At 35.0% G+C, this 17,388-nt stretch carries 18 protein-coding genes and 2 pseudogenes; 2 read left to right on the forward strand and 18 right to left on the reverse strand.

Annotated elements, in window-relative coordinates; translation table 11 throughout:
- Positions 1-131: 131 nt before the first annotated feature.
- The 12 genes from ACFQ3N_RS08565 to ACFQ3N_RS08620 form a co-directional block, all read right to left on the reverse strand.
- A complete protein-coding gene (locus tag ACFQ3N_RS08565) occupies positions 132-686 on the reverse strand; it encodes a SpoIIIAH-like family protein (RefSeq protein ID WP_390361434.1) in 555 nt (184 codons plus the stop codon).
- A gap of 12 nt (positions 687-698) precedes the next feature.
- Positions 699-1,337, reverse strand: coding sequence for a stage III sporulation protein AG (gene spoIIIAG, locus ACFQ3N_RS08570; RefSeq protein ID WP_390361436.1), 639 nt, complete (start codon positions 1,335-1,337; stop codon positions 699-701).
- Positions 1,334-1,954, reverse strand: a complete 621-nt coding sequence (gene spoIIIAF / locus ACFQ3N_RS08575) for a stage III sporulation protein AF (protein ID WP_390361438.1) — start codon at positions 1,952-1,954, stop codon at positions 1,334-1,336. The genes spoIIIAG and spoIIIAF overlap by 4 nt, the downstream gene beginning before the upstream one ends.
- 13 nt (positions 1,955-1,967) lie before the next feature.
- Complete coding sequence (gene spoIIIAE / locus ACFQ3N_RS08580; protein ID WP_390361440.1) at positions 1,968-3,158, reverse strand: stage III sporulation protein AE; 1,191 nt, start codon at positions 3,156-3,158, stop codon at positions 1,968-1,970.
- 35 nt (positions 3,159-3,193) lie between these two features.
- A complete protein-coding gene (gene spoIIIAD / locus ACFQ3N_RS08585) occupies positions 3,194-3,586 on the reverse strand; it encodes a stage III sporulation protein AD (RefSeq protein ID WP_390361442.1) in 393 nt (130 codons plus the stop codon).
- A gap of 5 nt (positions 3,587-3,591) precedes the next feature.
- Positions 3,592-3,798, reverse strand: coding sequence for a stage III sporulation protein AC (gene spoIIIAC, locus ACFQ3N_RS08590; protein ID WP_390361444.1), 207 nt, complete (start codon positions 3,796-3,798; stop codon positions 3,592-3,594).
- An 18-nt stretch (positions 3,799-3,816) separates the two neighbouring features.
- Positions 3,817-4,329: a stage III sporulation protein SpoIIIAB gene (gene spoIIIAB / locus ACFQ3N_RS08595; protein WP_390361446.1), complete on the reverse strand. Its 513-nt coding sequence runs from the start codon at positions 4,327-4,329 to the stop codon at positions 3,817-3,819.
- Positions 4,274-5,251, reverse strand: a complete 978-nt coding sequence (spoIIIAA, locus tag ACFQ3N_RS08600; RefSeq protein WP_390361448.1) for a stage III sporulation protein AA — start codon at positions 5,249-5,251, stop codon at positions 4,274-4,276. The genes spoIIIAB and spoIIIAA overlap by 56 nt, the downstream gene beginning before the upstream one ends.
- Before the next feature lie 430 nt (positions 5,252-5,681).
- Positions 5,682-6,239 (reverse strand): elongation factor P, encoded by a 558-nt coding sequence (gene efp / locus ACFQ3N_RS08605; RefSeq protein ID WP_390361450.1) that lies wholly within the window; start codon positions 6,237-6,239, stop codon positions 5,682-5,684.
- 22 nt (positions 6,240-6,261) lie between these two features.
- Positions 6,262-7,326, reverse strand: coding sequence for a M24 family metallopeptidase (locus ACFQ3N_RS08610; protein WP_390361452.1), 1,065 nt, complete (start codon positions 7,324-7,326; stop codon positions 6,262-6,264).
- Positions 7,310-7,774, reverse strand: coding sequence for a type II 3-dehydroquinate dehydratase (gene aroQ, locus ACFQ3N_RS08615; protein ID WP_390361454.1), 465 nt, complete (start codon positions 7,772-7,774; stop codon positions 7,310-7,312). Before aroQ ends, ACFQ3N_RS08610 begins: the two co-directional genes overlap by 17 nt.
- Positions 7,775-7,847: 73 nt before the next feature.
- On the reverse strand, positions 7,848-8,372 hold the full coding sequence (locus ACFQ3N_RS08620) for a YqhR family membrane protein (protein ID WP_390361456.1): 525 nt from the start codon (positions 8,370-8,372) through the stop codon (positions 7,848-7,850).
- Positions 8,373-8,778: 406 nt separating this feature from the next.
- Between ACFQ3N_RS08620 and ACFQ3N_RS08625 the strand changes: the two genes are divergently transcribed.
- A complete protein-coding gene (locus ACFQ3N_RS08625) occupies positions 8,779-9,153 on the forward strand; it encodes an SA1362 family protein (RefSeq protein ID WP_390361458.1) in 375 nt (124 codons plus the stop codon).
- Between the two features lie 15 nt (positions 9,154-9,168).
- On the opposite strand, the gene ACFQ3N_RS08630 is transcribed toward ACFQ3N_RS08625, so the two are convergent.
- The 4 genes and pseudogenes from ACFQ3N_RS08630 to ACFQ3N_RS08645 all read right to left on the reverse strand — a co-directional run.
- A complete protein-coding gene (locus ACFQ3N_RS08630; protein WP_390361460.1) occupies positions 9,169-10,059 on the reverse strand; it encodes a patatin-like phospholipase family protein in 891 nt (296 codons plus the stop codon).
- A 91-nt stretch (positions 10,060-10,150) separates the two neighbouring features.
- Positions 10,151-10,570 (reverse strand): transcriptional regulator MntR, encoded by a 420-nt coding sequence (mntR, locus tag ACFQ3N_RS08635; RefSeq protein ID WP_390361773.1) that lies wholly within the window; start codon positions 10,568-10,570, stop codon positions 10,151-10,153.
- 152 nt (positions 10,571-10,722) lie between these two features.
- Positions 10,723-11,844: pseudogene (locus ACFQ3N_RS08640) on the reverse strand (vitamin B12-dependent ribonucleotide reductase); the annotation flags it as partial.
- Positions 11,845-12,248: 404 nt separating this feature from the next.
- Positions 12,249-13,688 (reverse strand): annotated as a pseudogene (locus ACFQ3N_RS08645) (vitamin B12-dependent ribonucleotide reductase); the annotation flags it as partial.
- A 481-nt stretch (positions 13,689-14,169) separates the two neighbouring features.
- Here ACFQ3N_RS08645 and ACFQ3N_RS08650 point away from each other — a divergent pair.
- Positions 14,170-14,535, forward strand: a complete 366-nt coding sequence (locus ACFQ3N_RS08650) for a rhodanese-like domain-containing protein (protein ID WP_390361462.1) — start codon at positions 14,170-14,172, stop codon at positions 14,533-14,535.
- Positions 14,536-14,582: 47 nt separating this feature from the next.
- Here ACFQ3N_RS08650 and gcvPB read toward each other — a convergent pair whose 3' ends face one another.
- A complete protein-coding gene (gene gcvPB / locus ACFQ3N_RS08655) occupies positions 14,583-16,040 on the reverse strand; it encodes an aminomethyl-transferring glycine dehydrogenase subunit GcvPB (RefSeq protein WP_390361464.1) in 1,458 nt (485 codons plus the stop codon).
- Positions 16,033-17,382, reverse strand: coding sequence for an aminomethyl-transferring glycine dehydrogenase subunit GcvPA (gene gcvPA / locus ACFQ3N_RS08660; protein ID WP_390361466.1), 1,350 nt, complete (start codon positions 17,380-17,382; stop codon positions 16,033-16,035). The genes gcvPB and gcvPA overlap by 8 nt, the downstream gene beginning before the upstream one ends.
- Between the last annotated feature and the right edge of the window lie 6 nt (positions 17,383-17,388).

The following is a 17,388-nucleotide window of genomic DNA, read 5'->3' on the forward strand; positions in this document are numbered from 1 at the left end:
TTTTTTATTACCACGCTAGAAGCTCTCCGGAACCCCCGGCATAGCCAGGGGTTTTCTAAACCATTAAAAAGGCAAAAATAAAAAATGGTGTCAAGTTCACGTACAAACTTGGCACCATTTATTTTTGTTTATTAGCTTCCTGTAGGTTGAAAATTAACATCAACGGTTACTTCGCCAAATTCATCCCTAACCATCTGCATAATATTTACTGTCTCTTCTTTTGATAGCTCTTCTACTTTTACATGGACGTGGATTTTTTCATCTTCTGAGCGAACCAAAACATCCTGATAATTAGCTGATGCTATAATGGAATCCTCTAAAATCGATTCCTTTGTAGATATTTGGTCTATGGTATCTATTTCATTTAACGCCTCATTGATTTCTTCTGTTGTTGCTGAACTAGAAGCTACAATATCTTCTAATCTTTGTTTTTTCATACTTCGCTCATCATTAAGGTCCATTCTAATAGTAGTAAACAACTCATCTTGTCCTAAATTTGAGATGTCGTCTACCTCTGTACCATCCATTTCTTCACCTGATTCAGATGTTGCTGTTTCTTCTGAATCAGTTTCCCCATTATCGATGTAAGCTAGATCCTCACTGGTTGGAGATGTCAGATAATAAACACTCAACACAATCATCAAACTCAACATCGTTAATAACCACACTGTTTGCTTTTTTAACATATTAAATCCTCCTTAATTTTTAGGCATTACAGATACTCTATGTGTCGGGACATCTAGTACACGAGAAACAGCTTCTATTACCCATTGCTTAACTGACGCATGATCTACTCCTTTTGCAACAACAAAAACTCCCCTTACCTCAGGCTTTCTTGTTTGAATTAATAGTGGTACTTCTTTATCTCCTTGTCTTACCAGTACAACCTGCGTTTCTTCTGTTCGATCCTCAATTTCTCTTGTTCCACCATTTGTGTCATTTTCATTGGTAGTTTGTTGTCCAGTAATTAAGTTTCTTTCATATACTTTTACTTTTGTAGAATCCAGATTAATCATTACTTCAACATCAGAAACGCCTTGTATTTTATCCAACATTTCTACAAGATCTTTTTGATAAGTTGCTTCTAATTCATCTACGTCTGAGGTGGTAGATTTATCTTCTGAAAACGTTTCCTTCGTTTCTTTTTTTGGTTGAATGATTAGATCATCATTATTATTTGGCTCGTCTTCTGATGAAGTAGTAAAGGCATTACCAACAATAAGCAACAATAAGCCCAAGAGACCAATCACTAATAGGTATCCAGTTTTTTTGAAAAACTTTTTGGAGTTTTTATCCATACTATTAAACTCAAATAATTTTTTTAGTTTCTGTTTCAAGGTGTCCCTCCCTCCCATAAAACAGTTAATTTCTTATTGTTGAATTCCCAAACATTCTCTAATAAGGCTTTTATCTCTTCTACATCTTGCTCGTCCTCCAAAACTTGTGGTTCATCTGTATTTATTACAACATCATCAACAACACTAACTGCTCCCTCCCCATTCTCTGATTCTTGTAAATACACAATGACTTCCTCCAGGCCTTCGTATGTAAGATCTGTCTCTGTGATAAATAAATAGTCAATGTCTGCTATTTCTGCATCAAATTCTTTTAACAAAGGTCCCTTAGCCAAATCTTTTAATTGAACAGTCATTTGTTCTTCAATATATGCATTTTGTGAGGCTTGTATTTCATTTTTTTGTAATTCTATTAAATTTTCTGTATTTAACTCCGTTGCCTGTTCCAAGTTAAGCTGTTCGTACGAGGCTTCCAGAGCCTGTTGAACGTTAAAATCAAACAAGAAAAAAAGTGGCTTCAAAAAAATTAGAATCAATATTAAACCGACCACTAACTTAACGTATTTTTTCATAGCAGTTGCAGGTACTAGTAAATCGATGATGGTTGCTAGTAATACAAAAATAATAATTTGTGTAATCCATTGAATAAGTATATCCATTTATATATCCCCCCTAGCGCAGGAGCAGCGTTATATTACTAGCTACAACAATAATGACGATAGCTAGGAAAAACATTAAGGTTACAGCTAATAAACATGCCAATATTAAAACTATATATTTACTTATTGTGTTTAAACTTTCAATAACTGGACCATCACCAATTGGTTGTAAAACTGCAGCAGCAATTTTATAAATCAGTGCTATAGCAAAAATCTTAATGGCTGGAAACAATGCAATAAAAACAATAATAATAACGCCTACAATTCCTACTGCATTTTTTAGAAGTAACGAAGCACTTAACATGGTATCTGCAGCATCTGTAAATGTTCTGCCTACAACAGGGATAAAATTTCCAGTTATAAACTTAGCAGTTTTCATTGCCACTCCGTCCTGAATTGCACTTGATGCGCCTTGAACAGACATGACACCTAAAAACACAGTTAAAAATACACCTAAGGTTCCCAATCCTATTGTTTTTAGTAGGTTTGCCAAATGGGTAACTTTATAATTCTCATTTAAACTACTTACGATCATTAACAGAGCTGAAAGAAACAGTAAAGGTAATATAAAATTTGAAACGAGTACACCACTTAAGGGAATAAGAAATAGAACTATGGGATGAAAAAATGAGACAGCAACAACATTACCAAATGTCGCCATTAAACCTAAGACTAAGGGAAGTAATGCAATCATAAAACTACTCATGGTATCAATGGCTTCTTTCGCATATGAAACTGCTACATAAAAGCTATTTAATGCCAAGTATATTAAAACGATATAAACTACAAAATATGCAATTTTACTAATCGAGCTTTTTTCAAAAGCTGTGTGCATGGTTTGAAGTACTATTGAAAAAAGCGTTAACAGTAATAGAGAACCTAATAGTTTTCCATTTAAGATAAGTTCATGAAATAAGTACTCTAATAACCCCATCATTGTTTCTTTAAGAGAGAATGATTCTTGATTCTTTATAAATTCATAAACGCTGGTTTTTTCTAATTCAGGAATATATCCCCCATACTCATGTACAAGGTTATTCCAATGGCGATTAACACCATCCAGCGAAACATCATCTAATATATCTGCTTCTGCCAATATACCTGCTTCTTCTTTCTTTTTATATTCAGCATATACGTGTGCTTGTCCAGTTAGGAGTAACAATAGAATGAATAGGAAACCAACTAAGCATTTATTTCGTTTCATTCACCACAATTACTCCCTTCAAGTATATTAATTGTTTAACTCACTGGTAGAAAACTTAATATGGCCTCTATGACTGCTGTTAGTATTGGAACTGCCAGTAATAGGATGAATATCTTTCCTGCTAATTCTATCTTTGCTGCGACAGATCCAAGACCTGCATCTTTCGTTATATTTGCACCTAGTTCAGCAATATAAGCGATTCCAATTATTTTCAGAATGGTCTCCATGTACATATTATCTATATTCGCCTTTTGTCCTAATGATTCAATTATTTGAAAAATAGTACCTATTTGTTTAATGATCGCTAAGAAAATAATAATTCCTGTTACGATAATCAGAAGAAAAGCAAATGATGGGTTAATATCTTTTAGTACAATATATAAAATACTTGCAATAATACCGAGAATAACAATTTGTATAATATCCATTTAAATTACCCCTGAAAAAGGAATACGGACCTAATCTGTTGAAATAGATCAGAAAGGCCATTTATAACTATTACAAGAACAATTATAAATCCAAGCAACGTAGCAAATTGACCTATTTCTTCTTTTCCCATTTGCTTTAAAATAGTATGGATCAGTGCAACAATTACCCCTATACCAGCAATTTGAAATAAAACGGATGCATCATTAAACATGGATGTACCCCTTTCCTTCTAAATGAGCAATAATACGATAAATATTCCGCATAAGACTCCTAGACTTTTTGCCATTTTGCTATATCTAAATTGATTATCCCTAGCTTCCTCTAGTTCTCGATCAAGGTGACTGATTGCAAGATGTATATGTTTTTGTTGTTGATCAAAATCATGTTGGCCAAGAGTACGACCAAATTGTTTAAGAATTTCTTGTTCATTACTTGCTAAAGACGATACTTTTAACAACTCGTTGATGCTTTCGTTCCATTTGTTGAATAGATCTGTATTACCTTCTTCCATAGAGTTACTTAATGTATAGAAAAAAGAGTTTATCGGATCTGGAATTTGTTTTGCAATCGTCTCGAAAGCGTCTTTTAAGGGTAATTGACTGTATAAAATTTCTGCCTCTAAAATCTGTAAAGCGTTTTTTAGTTGTCGAATATGTTTAGGTCGCTTGTTTAATCTGTTACTCACTTCAAACCCGATCCAGGTGGTTGTGCCTATGAAAAGAAGTGCTCCTATCCACTTCATCTGGTAAGCACCTCGATTTCTCTAAAATATTTTCTTCTCGCTGATTATATATATGCTTAATCTTGCCGGGATTTACATGTTTTTGAAAAATGACAATACGCTTAAAAATTTCCTGTTGAAATAACACGTTTAATGAAGGTCTCTTTTTTAAATCAGATAATGTATTACCATGAATAGTGCACATCACTATAACCCCTGCATTTATTGCTTCCATCAATGCTTGTACATCTCTATTGCTGCCAATTTCGTCAACGATTAATACATCTGGAGACATGGAACGAATCATCATCATCATACCTTCTGCCTTTGGGCAAGCATCCATAACATCTGCTCGAAGACCTAAGTCGTGCTGTGGCACACCTTTTATGGAGCCTGCAATTTCAGACCTTTCATCGATAATCGCTACTTTTCTAGCTTCAACCCCGCCCCAACCAGTAGCAACCAATCGGGCTGCATCACGTATCATTGTTGTCTTTCCAGTTTGTGGAGCACCTACAAAAAGGGTATTCATGTAGTCACCTTTATAAATATAGGGCATGATAGGCTTGGCGCATCCTAGTTTTTCTTTTGCAATTCGGATATTTAAGAATGTAATATGTTGAAGCGCCTTTACAACTCCTTGTTTGGTATTGACCTTGCCTGCAAGCCCCACACGGTGTCCTCCCTCAATCGTAATATAGCCTTCTCTCAGTTCATCTTCCATTCGGTAAAGGGAGAATTCACTTAGTTGATTTACTATAAAAATACCATCCTTTTTATTTGGTTTAATTGTACTAATCCACTCCATTTTATGATCGAAAATTAGTTCTACAGGTTGATATAGTCGAAATCTTATTTCTTGCAGAAGAGCCCATCTGCCATTAATTGTTGAATTGATCGCTTTTCTAATAGAGTCCGGAAACAATCGTAGTATTTCCTCCATAGCATGTCCTCACCTTTTACTAGCTTTATACATAAATGTATGTCCTCTCAGCTGAATTATGACAATAGATCCGGTTAAGATTATAAAATTCGGTAAGTTATCACCTTAATAAGAAAAACTAGCAGCACCCATACAGGCTAAGTTCGCCACTTCCTTGAAAAGGAAAAACGTTTTTCTGCGTGCGATGCTTTTTAGGGAAGCTTTCCTCATCCTGTGGCGTCATCGGCACTAGTATGTCCTCGAAAAAGAATCGCTTTTTCTTTGTGCGGTGTTTCGCTGTCGAAGCCTTCCTTGTCCTGTGCGTCGGAGTTGGACGTGTCAGATTCTGTAGATAAATGTACAAAACTTTCAAGTTATATACTTTTCTTACTACTACCAAAAAAAAAAAAAGACAGCCCTAGTTTTAGGACTGCCTTCTTAAAAATTGTTATTATGCTCTTGAGATATATTTACCGTCAGCTGTATTTATCACTAATACTTCTCCAGCATTAATGAAAAATGGAACTTGAACAATAAGACCGGTTTCAAGGGTTGCTGGTTTAGTACCGCCACTTGCAGTATCACCTTTAATACCCGGTTCTGTTTCAGTTACTTCCAATTCCACATTTTTAGGTAATTCAATACCAATAACTTCACCTTCATATGTGACAATAGAAACTTCCATATTTTCTTTAATAAATTTTAATTCATTTTCAAGTTGACTTGTCTGCATATCTAATTGTTCGTATGTGTTCGTATCCATAAATGCATGTGTGTCTCCTGAGGAGTACAAATACTGCATTTTTCTGTTCTCAATATGAGCTTTACTTACCTTTTCTCCTCCACGGAACGTTTTTTCTTGGATACTGCCATTACGCAAGTTGCGAAGTTTGGATCGAACAAATGCAGCACCTTTTCCGGGCTTCACATGTTGAAATTCCATTACCTGCCATATACTATTATCTACTTCTATTGTTAGTCCTGTTTTAAAATCATTAACTGATATCATTTATCACATTCTCCTTTCATGACTATAGTTGAATTAAATCTTTTGATGAAAACGATAACCTCTCATTACCCGTTTCAGTTATAACTATATCATCTTCAATTCTACAACCGCCAACTCCAGGAATATAAATACCAGGTTCAACTGTCACCACCATACCTGCTTTTAACTTTTTATCAGATTTGAACGATAGACCTGGTCCTTCATGTACTTCTAATCCAAGGCCATGTCCGGTTGAATGACCAAAGTATTTTCCATATCCTTTTTCTGTTATATAATCTCTTGTAAGTGCATCTGCTTCCTTACCAGTCATGCCAGGCTTTGTTCCTTCTACACCTAGCAATTGCGCTTGTAGTACAGTGTTGTAAATCGTACGTAATTCATCACTTATTTCCCCGACTGCTAACGTTCTAGTAATATCAGAACAATAACCGTTGTAAAGTGCTCCAAAATCCAGTGTAACAAGTTCACCGTTTTGAATTTCCTTATCAGAGGCTACACCATGTGGTAGTGCTGAACGATATCCTGAAGCAACTATGATATCAAAGCTAGACGATGTTGCACCTTGTTTACGCATAAAAAACTCTAGTTCATTTGACACATCTATTTCTTTTACTCCGGGCTTTATATAACTTTGTATATGTTCAAATGCACCATCGGCAATCTCTGCTGCTTTTTTCATTATGGAAAGCTCTTCTTGTGATTTAATGAGACGTAGTTCTTCAATTAGCCCACTTACAGGGATTAATTCTGCTTTCTCAAATGTTTTTTTATATAATTCATAATCTGAATAAGTCACATGATCTTTTTCAAATCCCAAACGTGATATATTCAGATCTTTTAATTGCGTATTTATTTCTTGTTCAATCGGTTGTGTATGTTTAATAACTTCAAACCCCGTTGCTTGTTCATTAGCTTGTTCTATGTAACGAAAGTCTGTAATAAATCGTGTAGCATTTTTGCTGATAAGTACAACACCAGCAGTTCCAGTAAAGCCTGTCATATACCTTCTGTTTATAGAGCTCGTAATTAGGATCGCATCTAATTCTTTCTCTTCTAAACCATTTCTAAGATTAGTTATTTTCCCCATGGCCTTCATTCCTTTCTATATGTTCCTCAATAAATGCTAATGCGGCTAAACGATAACCAGAAATACCTAACCCGACAATTTGTCCATAACATACAGGTGCTAACATAGATGTGTGCCGAAATGATTCCCGTTGGTGTACGTTGGAAATATGTACTTCGATAACTGGTGTGTCAATCGCCTTAATCACATCTCTTAATGCAATGCTTGTATGTGTGTAAGCTGCAGGATTAAAAATAATTCCATTGTATTGCCCGTTAGCCTCCTGCAAACGATCAATCAATTCTCCTTCATGATTTGATTGAAAGTCATCAATGGTATAACCATATTGCTTTGTCAATGATGCTAGATTTCTAACAATATCCTTGAGAGAGAAATCCCCATAAATCTCCTTTTCACGCATTCCTAACAAATTAATGTTAGGCCCATTAACTAATAAAAGACGCTTCATAGGCTTCTTTCATTCCTTTACCCTTATATAGTATGACTCATTTAGTTTATCATAAAAAAATTAATTTTAATAACTATACATCTGATTTTTCTGACTTACGTTCCTGATTTTCTTTCATAACTGTATCATGATAATCATAAGAAATAGAATATCCAATGAATGTTCCATATATGATATATAAACAAACAGTGGATACAATCGTATATAAATTCATATCTGTAAGTTTAGAAATGTTTGTAAAGATTGGTTGCAAGACATAAAATACAATTAACCATAGAATTGCTCCATACGCAGCACCCATCCACATAATTCTTATTTTCTTTAGTACTCCATAATAAACAAAGGCTACTGCTACCGAAATAATTCCAATCATTACAATGGATACCACATCCCCTAACCAACTACTAGTCCATGCTGCAGTGTTCCAGGAACGCAAAACAAAGCTTCTTGGTGCTACTTCAGAAAAATTGAAGTAATACAAGAATACACCAAGTGTGCTCCAAATAACTCCACCAATAAATCCAGTAAGTAACGACCTTGATAACAGAGATAATGCTTTTTCTTGTTTATTTTGTTCTAATTTTGGATCTTCTTTCAAAACTGACACCTCCACGATTATTATTGCCAATTGAGTTAAATGCAATCAAAAACATTTTCATTACTTTTACTATTACCGTATGTTTTCCTGTTAAAATAGAATCAATTCACCATTTCGTGAGTGAAGATTTATAATGGTTATTAAGAACTGGTAGTTTTTAAGCTATTAAATTTGCACTGAATAAAAGCATTTATACTTTCAAAAGAAGAAAAGGAAATTGTAATGAATATTTTGAGTTGAAAAGGAAAGAATCGAAAGTAGTAAAAGATTTAAGTTTTTTTGTTGCTATAACTAGTCACTGTTATTTAAAATAGTATAATATCTTAAAATTGTATAAAATAATGATATAAAAGTAGAAGATAGTGGTATAGGTAAAGTAAGATGAACTGAGAAAGGAGGACTTCAAATGGTTCGTAATAAATTCTCCTCGTTAATATATATAATTATTGGCTTAGCAGTAATTGGCTTGATTTCACAGCTATTTACTAATACAGCAAACTTCTTTATGAATATCGTTGTTATGGTTGGTTTTGGTTTGGCCATTTTTGCGGTAGTCTATTTTCTCTTTTTTAAAAAACGTGCTACTTCAAGTGATATGAGAAAATATAAACAAGCAGTAAAACAATCAAAATCCAAGTATAAACAACAAACAAAATCACCTACTTCTTCAACCAAACGGCCACATGCCCTTCAAATGAAGAAAAAGCAAACGAAACGTGCTTCCCATCTACGTGTGATCGATGGTAATAAGCAAAAACGAAAAGACCGAGCTACTTTTTAAGTAAGCTCGGCTTCTTTATGTAGACCAATATTTCAGAAAAAGATCAGTGCTATGTTTACCTGTTTGGATTAACTCTTTTTTTACGAGATCAGTGATTTTAAAATTAATGGTATCGACATTCTCTGAAGGAATAAAAATAATATTATTCGTCTGAGACTTAGAGATATATCTTGCATCATGTGCTTGCATCATGGTGGAAAAAAGCGCATGGAACATCTGAAAAGCATTCTTTATTTCCCTTGCTTGATACTGCTCTTGAAAACCCGTTAATTTAATTCCTAAAATAGGTCGTTTCCTTAATTTTCCACCATTATTAAACACCCATAGAGGAAAATTGCTTAATAGACCGCCATCTACTATAAGACTTTTATGATTTGAACGCCCTAATAATTTTTTCGGCATAAAAAAGTAAGGAAATCCTGCACTCATACGAACAGCTCTAGATACTGGAAAGTATGCTGAATCAATTCCGTACACTCGTTCTAGATCATCAGGAATAACGACTAATTTTCCTAGTGAAAGATCACTCACCACAACTTTTAAATAACCTTTTTTGATATCCTTAAAAGATATGATACCTTTCTTCGCTAGCGTATTATACAACCAGTTTTCAAACTTATCCCCTTTATATAGTCCTAACTGAAAATATAAAAATAACCATTTGCTAAATGGTATAATACGATTTAAAGTAGAAGTGTCAAGAAAATGCTTCAAATCCATTTCTTCAAACAAATCTCTAATTTCATCCCACGTGTAGTCTGCAGCTAAAAATGAAGCAATAATAGCACCTGCAGAGGTTCCGGCTACACGTTCCATTTCAAGATCATTTTCTGAAATGCTTTGTAATGCACCAATATAAGCAAATCCTTTTATGCCCCCACCTGAAAATACCGCATCGATTTTCATTTATAATCTCCTTATGCATTTTATACATTTTTAAGCATAAAGAACTCAGATTAGAACACTAAATTTAAAGAACTCTAATATACAACAGATTTTATTTATCTTTTCCTTCCTGAATTTTCCTTAATCCATTTACACGTTCCTTATCAGATTTGAAGTATTGAACTAGATCACCAATTCTATCAATCGAATTCCAACTTAAATGATGCTCAATCCCCTCAACATCTTCATATATATTCCCCTGATCAACTCCGATTATTTCTAGAAAATCTTCAAGTAACTCATGACGAAATACAAGCCGTTCCCCTATCTTTTTTCCTTTTGGTGTTAAAATAAACCCTCTATATTTCTCATACTTTAAATATTCATCTTTATCCAATTTTTGAACCATTTTAGTAACCGAAGATGGATGGACCGCAAGTGCTTCTGCAATATCGGATACTCGAGCATATCCTTTAGACTCTATTAAGTTATATATTTGTTCTATGTAATCCTCCATGCTAGGTGTTGGCATTTTATCTCCCCATTTTAAGAATAAATTTTTAGTCAGTGCAACAATGTTTCTATTTAAAGCATACATGATTTTTTTAGCATTAACAAGCAACGTACTAAACAAAAAAGGAAGAACTAACATATAACGTTAGTTCTTCCTTCCCTTTCATTATTTTATAATCCACATTTTAGTTGTGCTCCACAGCTTGTACATGTATTACAACCACCTATATCCTCTACACTTCCATTTCTACATACCGGGCATTGATCGCCAACTTCAGAACCAATTGTTACATTCGTTTTATCTAACTCCTGAATAGTGTCCATTAATACCACTTTTGGTTTAGAAGAAGGTATAATATCTTCTGATTTCTCATCCATTGTGTTCTCTTCTGCTTTCAAGGTTAATACTTGTGAGTCACGGCTACCATCTACGTAGACAGTTCCACCTTTAGCCCCACCTTTATATAGTCGACGATACACACTTTCCACTTGATCAACGGTATACCCTCTTGGCGCATTTACTGTTTTTGAAATGGAACTATCAACCCATCGTTGGATGACACACTGTGTATCTGCGTGTGCCTCAGGTGCTAACTCCATTGCTGCTATAAACCATTTCGGCAGATTATCTGAATCTTGTGCAGGATTAGTGTCTAAATACTCTTGCACTATATCTGCTTTAACTTCGATAAATTTACCAAGTCTTCCACTTCTGAAATAAGAGAAAGAGAAATAAGGTTCTAGTCCAGTGCTTACTCCAACCATAGTACCTGTACTCCCAGTCGGTGCAACTGTTAATAAGTGTGAGTTTCGAATTCCGTACTTTAAAACACCTTCTCTTATATCTTCAGGCATTTTTTTCATATAACCAGTGTTAATAAATGCTTCGCGTAATGCTTTTGTTTCATCATCCGTTTTTCCAATTAAGAAAGGAAAACTTTCTTTTTCTTTGGCAAGTTCAATGGAAGTACGATAAGCAGTAGTTGCAATTATTTCAAAAATTTCATCTACTAGCATATTTCCTTCTTGAGAGCCATATTCTGTTTCACAATAAATTAATAGGTCATGTAACCCCATAACCCCAAGTCCTACACGTCGTTCACCAAGTGCTTGCTTTTTATTTTCTTCTAAAAAGTAGGGCGTTGCATCAATAACATTATCTTGCATCCGTACTCCTGTTTTAACTGTTTGCGTTAACTTCTCGAAGTCAACCGTTTTTGTATTTTTATCAGCCATTTCAGCTAGGTTTACTGCTGCAAGATTACACACAGAGTATGGTGCGAGTGGTTGTTCCAATTTTGTTATCCTATCGGCTTTTTATCCAATAGTTCTTACAGTTTAATTCCTGCAAGTTCAGCATACCTTTTCATTACACACATTTTTCATATATATCAATAATTCTTTTCTTCCACGATCTTCTCCAAAGACTGCTTTTGAGATAACTCTAAAATCCTTAACCCCAAAAAGTCCTTGGTTATTTTCTATTAGTGGAATATAGTGGACTTGATTTTATTTCATATTTTTATTTAGTGTGCTAATGTTGCGGTCTCGTGGGTGGATTATATTCTCTTCTCGAGGTTCACCACCTATGCGTTGCCCCTGACCAAAATTTTACTTTTAGCCTTCGGTTCGGATTAGCATCTCAGCCTTCCCGCTTCATCCCGCAATGTTTAACGTGAGGCAAACTATGCTACCTTACCACACGGATTTGTTGCGACTACTTGATCGCCATATGCTTTCGCATTTGTCATATCATTCGCATTGTCAATATAGAAGATACCAGGCTCTGCTGAGTATGTCGCACAAATATTGATTAAATTCCATAACTCTTTTGCTTGTACAGAACGGTAAACTCGAATAGCGTACCCCATTTCTTCCCATTTGCGGACATCGCCTACCTCATGCCATTGCTCATTATATTCTTTCATTTGTTGCTTTGTATAATTTTCTACATCCGGAAACCGTAATTCGTACACATCATCATTTTCAACAGCTTCCATAAAGTCTTTGGTAATACAAACAGAAATATTAGCCCCGGTTAAGAATTCGGAATTATGAACAGCATATGTTCCGCCAGTGTTTAATTTTTCTTCCGCTTCACGGATAGCAGCTTGTGTGAAACCACCTAATCCCGGCATTGTTTTATAATTTACAATACCTTGATAAAGGTCAATTTCTGTTTGTGTTAATGGTGTGAATTTTAACTTTTCCTGTGCTAGTTGTTTAATTTGTTCATCTTCGGTGTTTTCTATTAAGTATCGTAATATTCTAGGATTTTGCATTTTAGAAATGATAAATTCTATTATATCTGGATGTGAATCTACTAACATGATCATTTGAGCTCCACGTCTTGATCCGCCTTGCTCTACTAAATGTGTTAACTTCGCTATATCATCCAACCAGGAAACAGAACCAGATGATTTTCCATTTACACCCTTAGCCAATGTGTTTCGAGGGCGTAAAGTGGAACCATTTGTTCCAACGCCTCCTCCTCGACTCATAATCTCCATCACCTGTTTACGATGATCAGAAATCCCTTCACGTGAATCCTTTATATAAGGCATCACATAGCAGTTAAAGTAGGTTACGTCAGTCTCAGCTCCAGCTCCATACAGAACTCTGCCTGCTGGTATGAAATTTAAACTAGCTAACTCATCATTAAACTTACTTAACCATTCTTCTTGTTTATCTTCTGTTTGTTCTACACTTGAAAGACCGGTAGCATTTCGTTTTGCAATCTGCTCGTAAAATACTTCCAACGGTTTATCAATGACATCTAACGCACGTTTAACAACACCGGTTTCAGCCTCTATTTCATTATCCAGAACAGATACAAAATCTGAATTAACTTGAATGTCTGCCTCTCTTTTGGACCAGTCAATCGATTTAACAATACCTAAGCCTCGTGCAGGAAATTTTGGATCTGCTTTAACTGTTAAAACAACAAAATCGCCTTCTTTTAGTGTTTTCTTCTCCGTATCCTTGAATGCATATCGATCAAGCATTACTAACCTGGATACTCCCTTATGTGTCAGCTTCATATCAGTGGTTATGGGATGTACTTGAGGGAAAAAAGTAATATCCTGATTAAGCTGGTCTACATTGATTTCTGTCTCTTTTTCAACAAGAATCGACATTTTTGATCGCTCCTTCTCAATCTATTTTCTTATATTGATCATCTATTTGTTGTTAGTAATACAATACCACATTATAAAATATTAAAACAATATATTGTGTTAAAAAAATAAAAAAATACCATATATTGTGATTTGAACGAATAGAAGTCGTTTTGTCAAAAATAGATATTAACTATAAACAGGAGTAAATGAAAGTAAGTGAAAGTTAACACCGTGAAAATTCGTTAATATCGTCTTTTTCATAATAACCATTGAACTATTGATAAATGTTTCTGTCAAATATCGACATTACACTCAGCAAAACAGACTGCAACAAGCTTTACATAGATTTCACGATCAAGATAATAATAGGTGTACTAGAAAAAATAAGAAAATAGTCCTATAAGACATCCATAACAACACAAAAAAATACTTTGAAAAAATACGTATAAAACCATATAATAGAATAGAGTAGGTAAAGAGAAAAACGGGGGATTAAATGATGGAATTTTTAGTTATAGCACTTGTACTTATTATTGGCTTTGGATTGTTTCGATACTTTAGACAGCGTAATATTCTAAACACATTAACAGAGGAACAGTTTCGCGAAGGTTATCGTAAAGCTCAATTGATAGATGTTAGAGAACCACAAGAATTTAAACGCGGTCATATATTAGGTGCAAGAAATATACCTATGACTCAAATGCGACACCGATTAATTGAATTAAGGAAAGATAAGCCTGTTTACCTCTATTGTCAAAGTGGTTCAAGATCAACAAGAGCTGCCCAACTACTACACAAAAAAGGATATCAGGATATCAACCAATTAAAAGGTGGATTTAAAAAGTGGTCTGGTAAAATTAAATAAATTTTCCAATTTAAAAGGATGGTCCATTTTGACCATCCTTTTATAATTTACTTTCTATATCGTAAAATAGGTTTTCTTGCAGCAGTTGTTTCATCCATTCGCTTCACGATCGTTTCATGCGGTGCTTCTTGTACTAATTCTGGATCATTTTTTACTTCCTCAGAAATGGCTACCATTGTATCAATAAAACCATCAAGAGTTTCTTTTGATTCTGTCTCTGTAGGCTCAACCATCAATGCTTCTTCCACATTTAATGGGAAATATATGGTAGGTGGATGATATCCATAATCCAATAAACGTTTTGCAATATCCAGAGTACGTACACCTAATTTTTTCTGTTTCTTCCCAGATAAAACAAATTCATGTTTACAATGTTGCTGATATGGCAATACATATTCTTTTTCCAACTTACGCATCATATAGTTTGCGTTTAAAACGGCATATTCGCTTACTTTTTTAAGCCCTTCAGCACCCATCGTGCGGATATACGTGTATGCCCGCAGGTTTATGCCAAAGTTTCCATAGTAAGGTTTAACTCTACCAATTGAGTTTGGACGATCATAATCAAAAACAAAAAGATCTTCTTGTTTCACGAGAACGGGTTTTGGTATATACGGCTCTAACTCTTTAGAAACCCCAACAGGACCAGATCCAGGGCCACCGCCACCATGTGGGCCAGTAAATGTTTTGTGTAAATTTAGATGAACAACATCAAATCCCATGTCTCCAGGACGTGTATATCCCATGATCGCATTTAAATTGGCACCATCATAGTATAATTTACCACCTGCATCATGCACAATCTCCGCCATTTCAAGAATTTCTGTTTCAAACAATCCTAGTGTGTTTGGATTTGTCAGCATTAATGCTGCAGTATCTTCTCCAACAACACGTTTTAAATCCTCTAGATCGACTAAACCTTGTTCATTTGACTTCACAGTAACCGCTTCAAATCCTGCTACTGTTGCTGATGCGGGATTTGTTCCATGTGCAGAGTCTGGAACAATAACCTTTGTACGATTATAGTCCCCATTTGCTTCATGGAACGCACGGATCATCATTAATCCGGTCCACTCTCCCTGTGCTCCTGCTGCAGGTTGCAAGGAAACTTCATGCATACCTGTAATTTCTCGTAATGAAGTTTGTAAATCATATAACATCTCTAATGCGCCTTGTACACTTTTCGGATCTTGGTATGGATGTATGTGGCTAAAACCATCTATTCTAGCTACATCCTCATTAATCTTAGGATTGTATTTCATGGTACAAGATCCAAGAGGATAAAAACCAGAATCAACACCATAATTACGTCTTGATAATCCTGTGTAATGACGCATGATATCCAATTCACTTACTTCAGGTAAATCTGGTGCTGTTTGACGAATATATGAATGTTCTAACTCATGATCCAGATCGTATTTAGGAACATCTAACTCTGGCAAACTATAACTTGTTCTTCCTTCTTTACTGCGTTCAAAAATTAATGGAAAATCTGTTTTAGCCATTGATATCCCCCAATTCTTTAACAAAAGCGTCAATTTCTTCTTTTGTACGGTTTTCTGTTACAGCTATCAACATATGGTTTTCTAGTTCAGGATAAACTTCCCCTAGATCATAACCACCAATAATCCCTTTCGTTAATAACTTTTCATTAACAACTGAGATTGGAGATGATAATTTAATAACAACTTCGTTAAAAAATGTACCATCAGCTAAGACTGCAATATTTGCAGCTACTAGTTGTTGTTTGGCATAGCGCGTTTTGTGCATATTCAATTCTGCCATTCTCTTTAATCCACGCTTACCAATTGAACTCATAGCAACGGAACTTGCTAATGCATTTAATGCTTGGTTTGAACAAATGTTAGATGTAGCTTTATCACGTCTAATATGCTGTTCTCTTGCTTGTAAAGTTAAAACAAAGCCACGCTGGCCATCTTCATCAGTTGTTTGCCCAATCAATCTACCTGGTACTTTACGCATTAATTTTTCAGTTGTCGCAAAATAACCACAGTGCGGACCACCAAATTGAGCAGGAATACCAAATACTTGTGTATCGCCTACTACAATATCGGCACCAAATTCCCCTGGTGGTGTTAGGTACCCTAAAGCTAAAGGATTGCTCGACACAACAAACATTGTTTTCTTTTGTTGTTGTATTAATTCTTGAACCTCATGCAACGGTTCAATTTGACCAAAAAAGTTAGGGTATTGCATAACAACACTTGCAGTATCTTCATCTAGTTCACTTGCAAGTTGTTTTAAATCAGTTCGCCCGTTATAGTGTTCAATTTCAACTACCTCAAGGTTCGGTCCTTTAGCATAAGAATCTATAACCGCTCTTGATTCTGGGTGGACCGCCTTAGATACTAAGATTTTTTTCTTTTTTGTTTGTGCTGCACTTAGGTTCACTGCCTCGGCTAATGCTGTTCCCCCATCATACATTGATGAGTTCGCAACAGCCATGCCAGTCAATTCTGAAATCATCGTTTGAAACTCGAATATCGCTTGTAATTCACCTTGAGAAATTTCTGGTTGGTATGGTGTGTAAGCAGTGTAAAACTCAGAACGAGAAATTACGTGATCTACAACAGATGGTATATAATGATCATAGACTCCAGCACCTAAAAATGAACTATATTCTTTTAAGTTTGCATTTCGACTTGCCATTTCACCAAGTTCTTTTTTTAATTGAGCTTCATTTGCTGGCTTTTTTAGTTTTAAATCTTCTCTATAACGAACTTTCTCAGGTATATCCGAGAACAACTCTTCAGTAGATGAAACACCAATTGTTGCCAACATTTCATGTTTATCAGCTTCGGTCATTGGTAAATAACGAAATTCCATTACAAA

Source organism: Virgibacillus byunsanensis (assembly GCF_042675965.1).
In the GTDB taxonomy this organism is placed as follows: domain Bacteria; phylum Bacillota; class Bacilli; order Bacillales; family Amphibacillaceae; genus Virgibacillus_R; species Virgibacillus_R byunsanensis.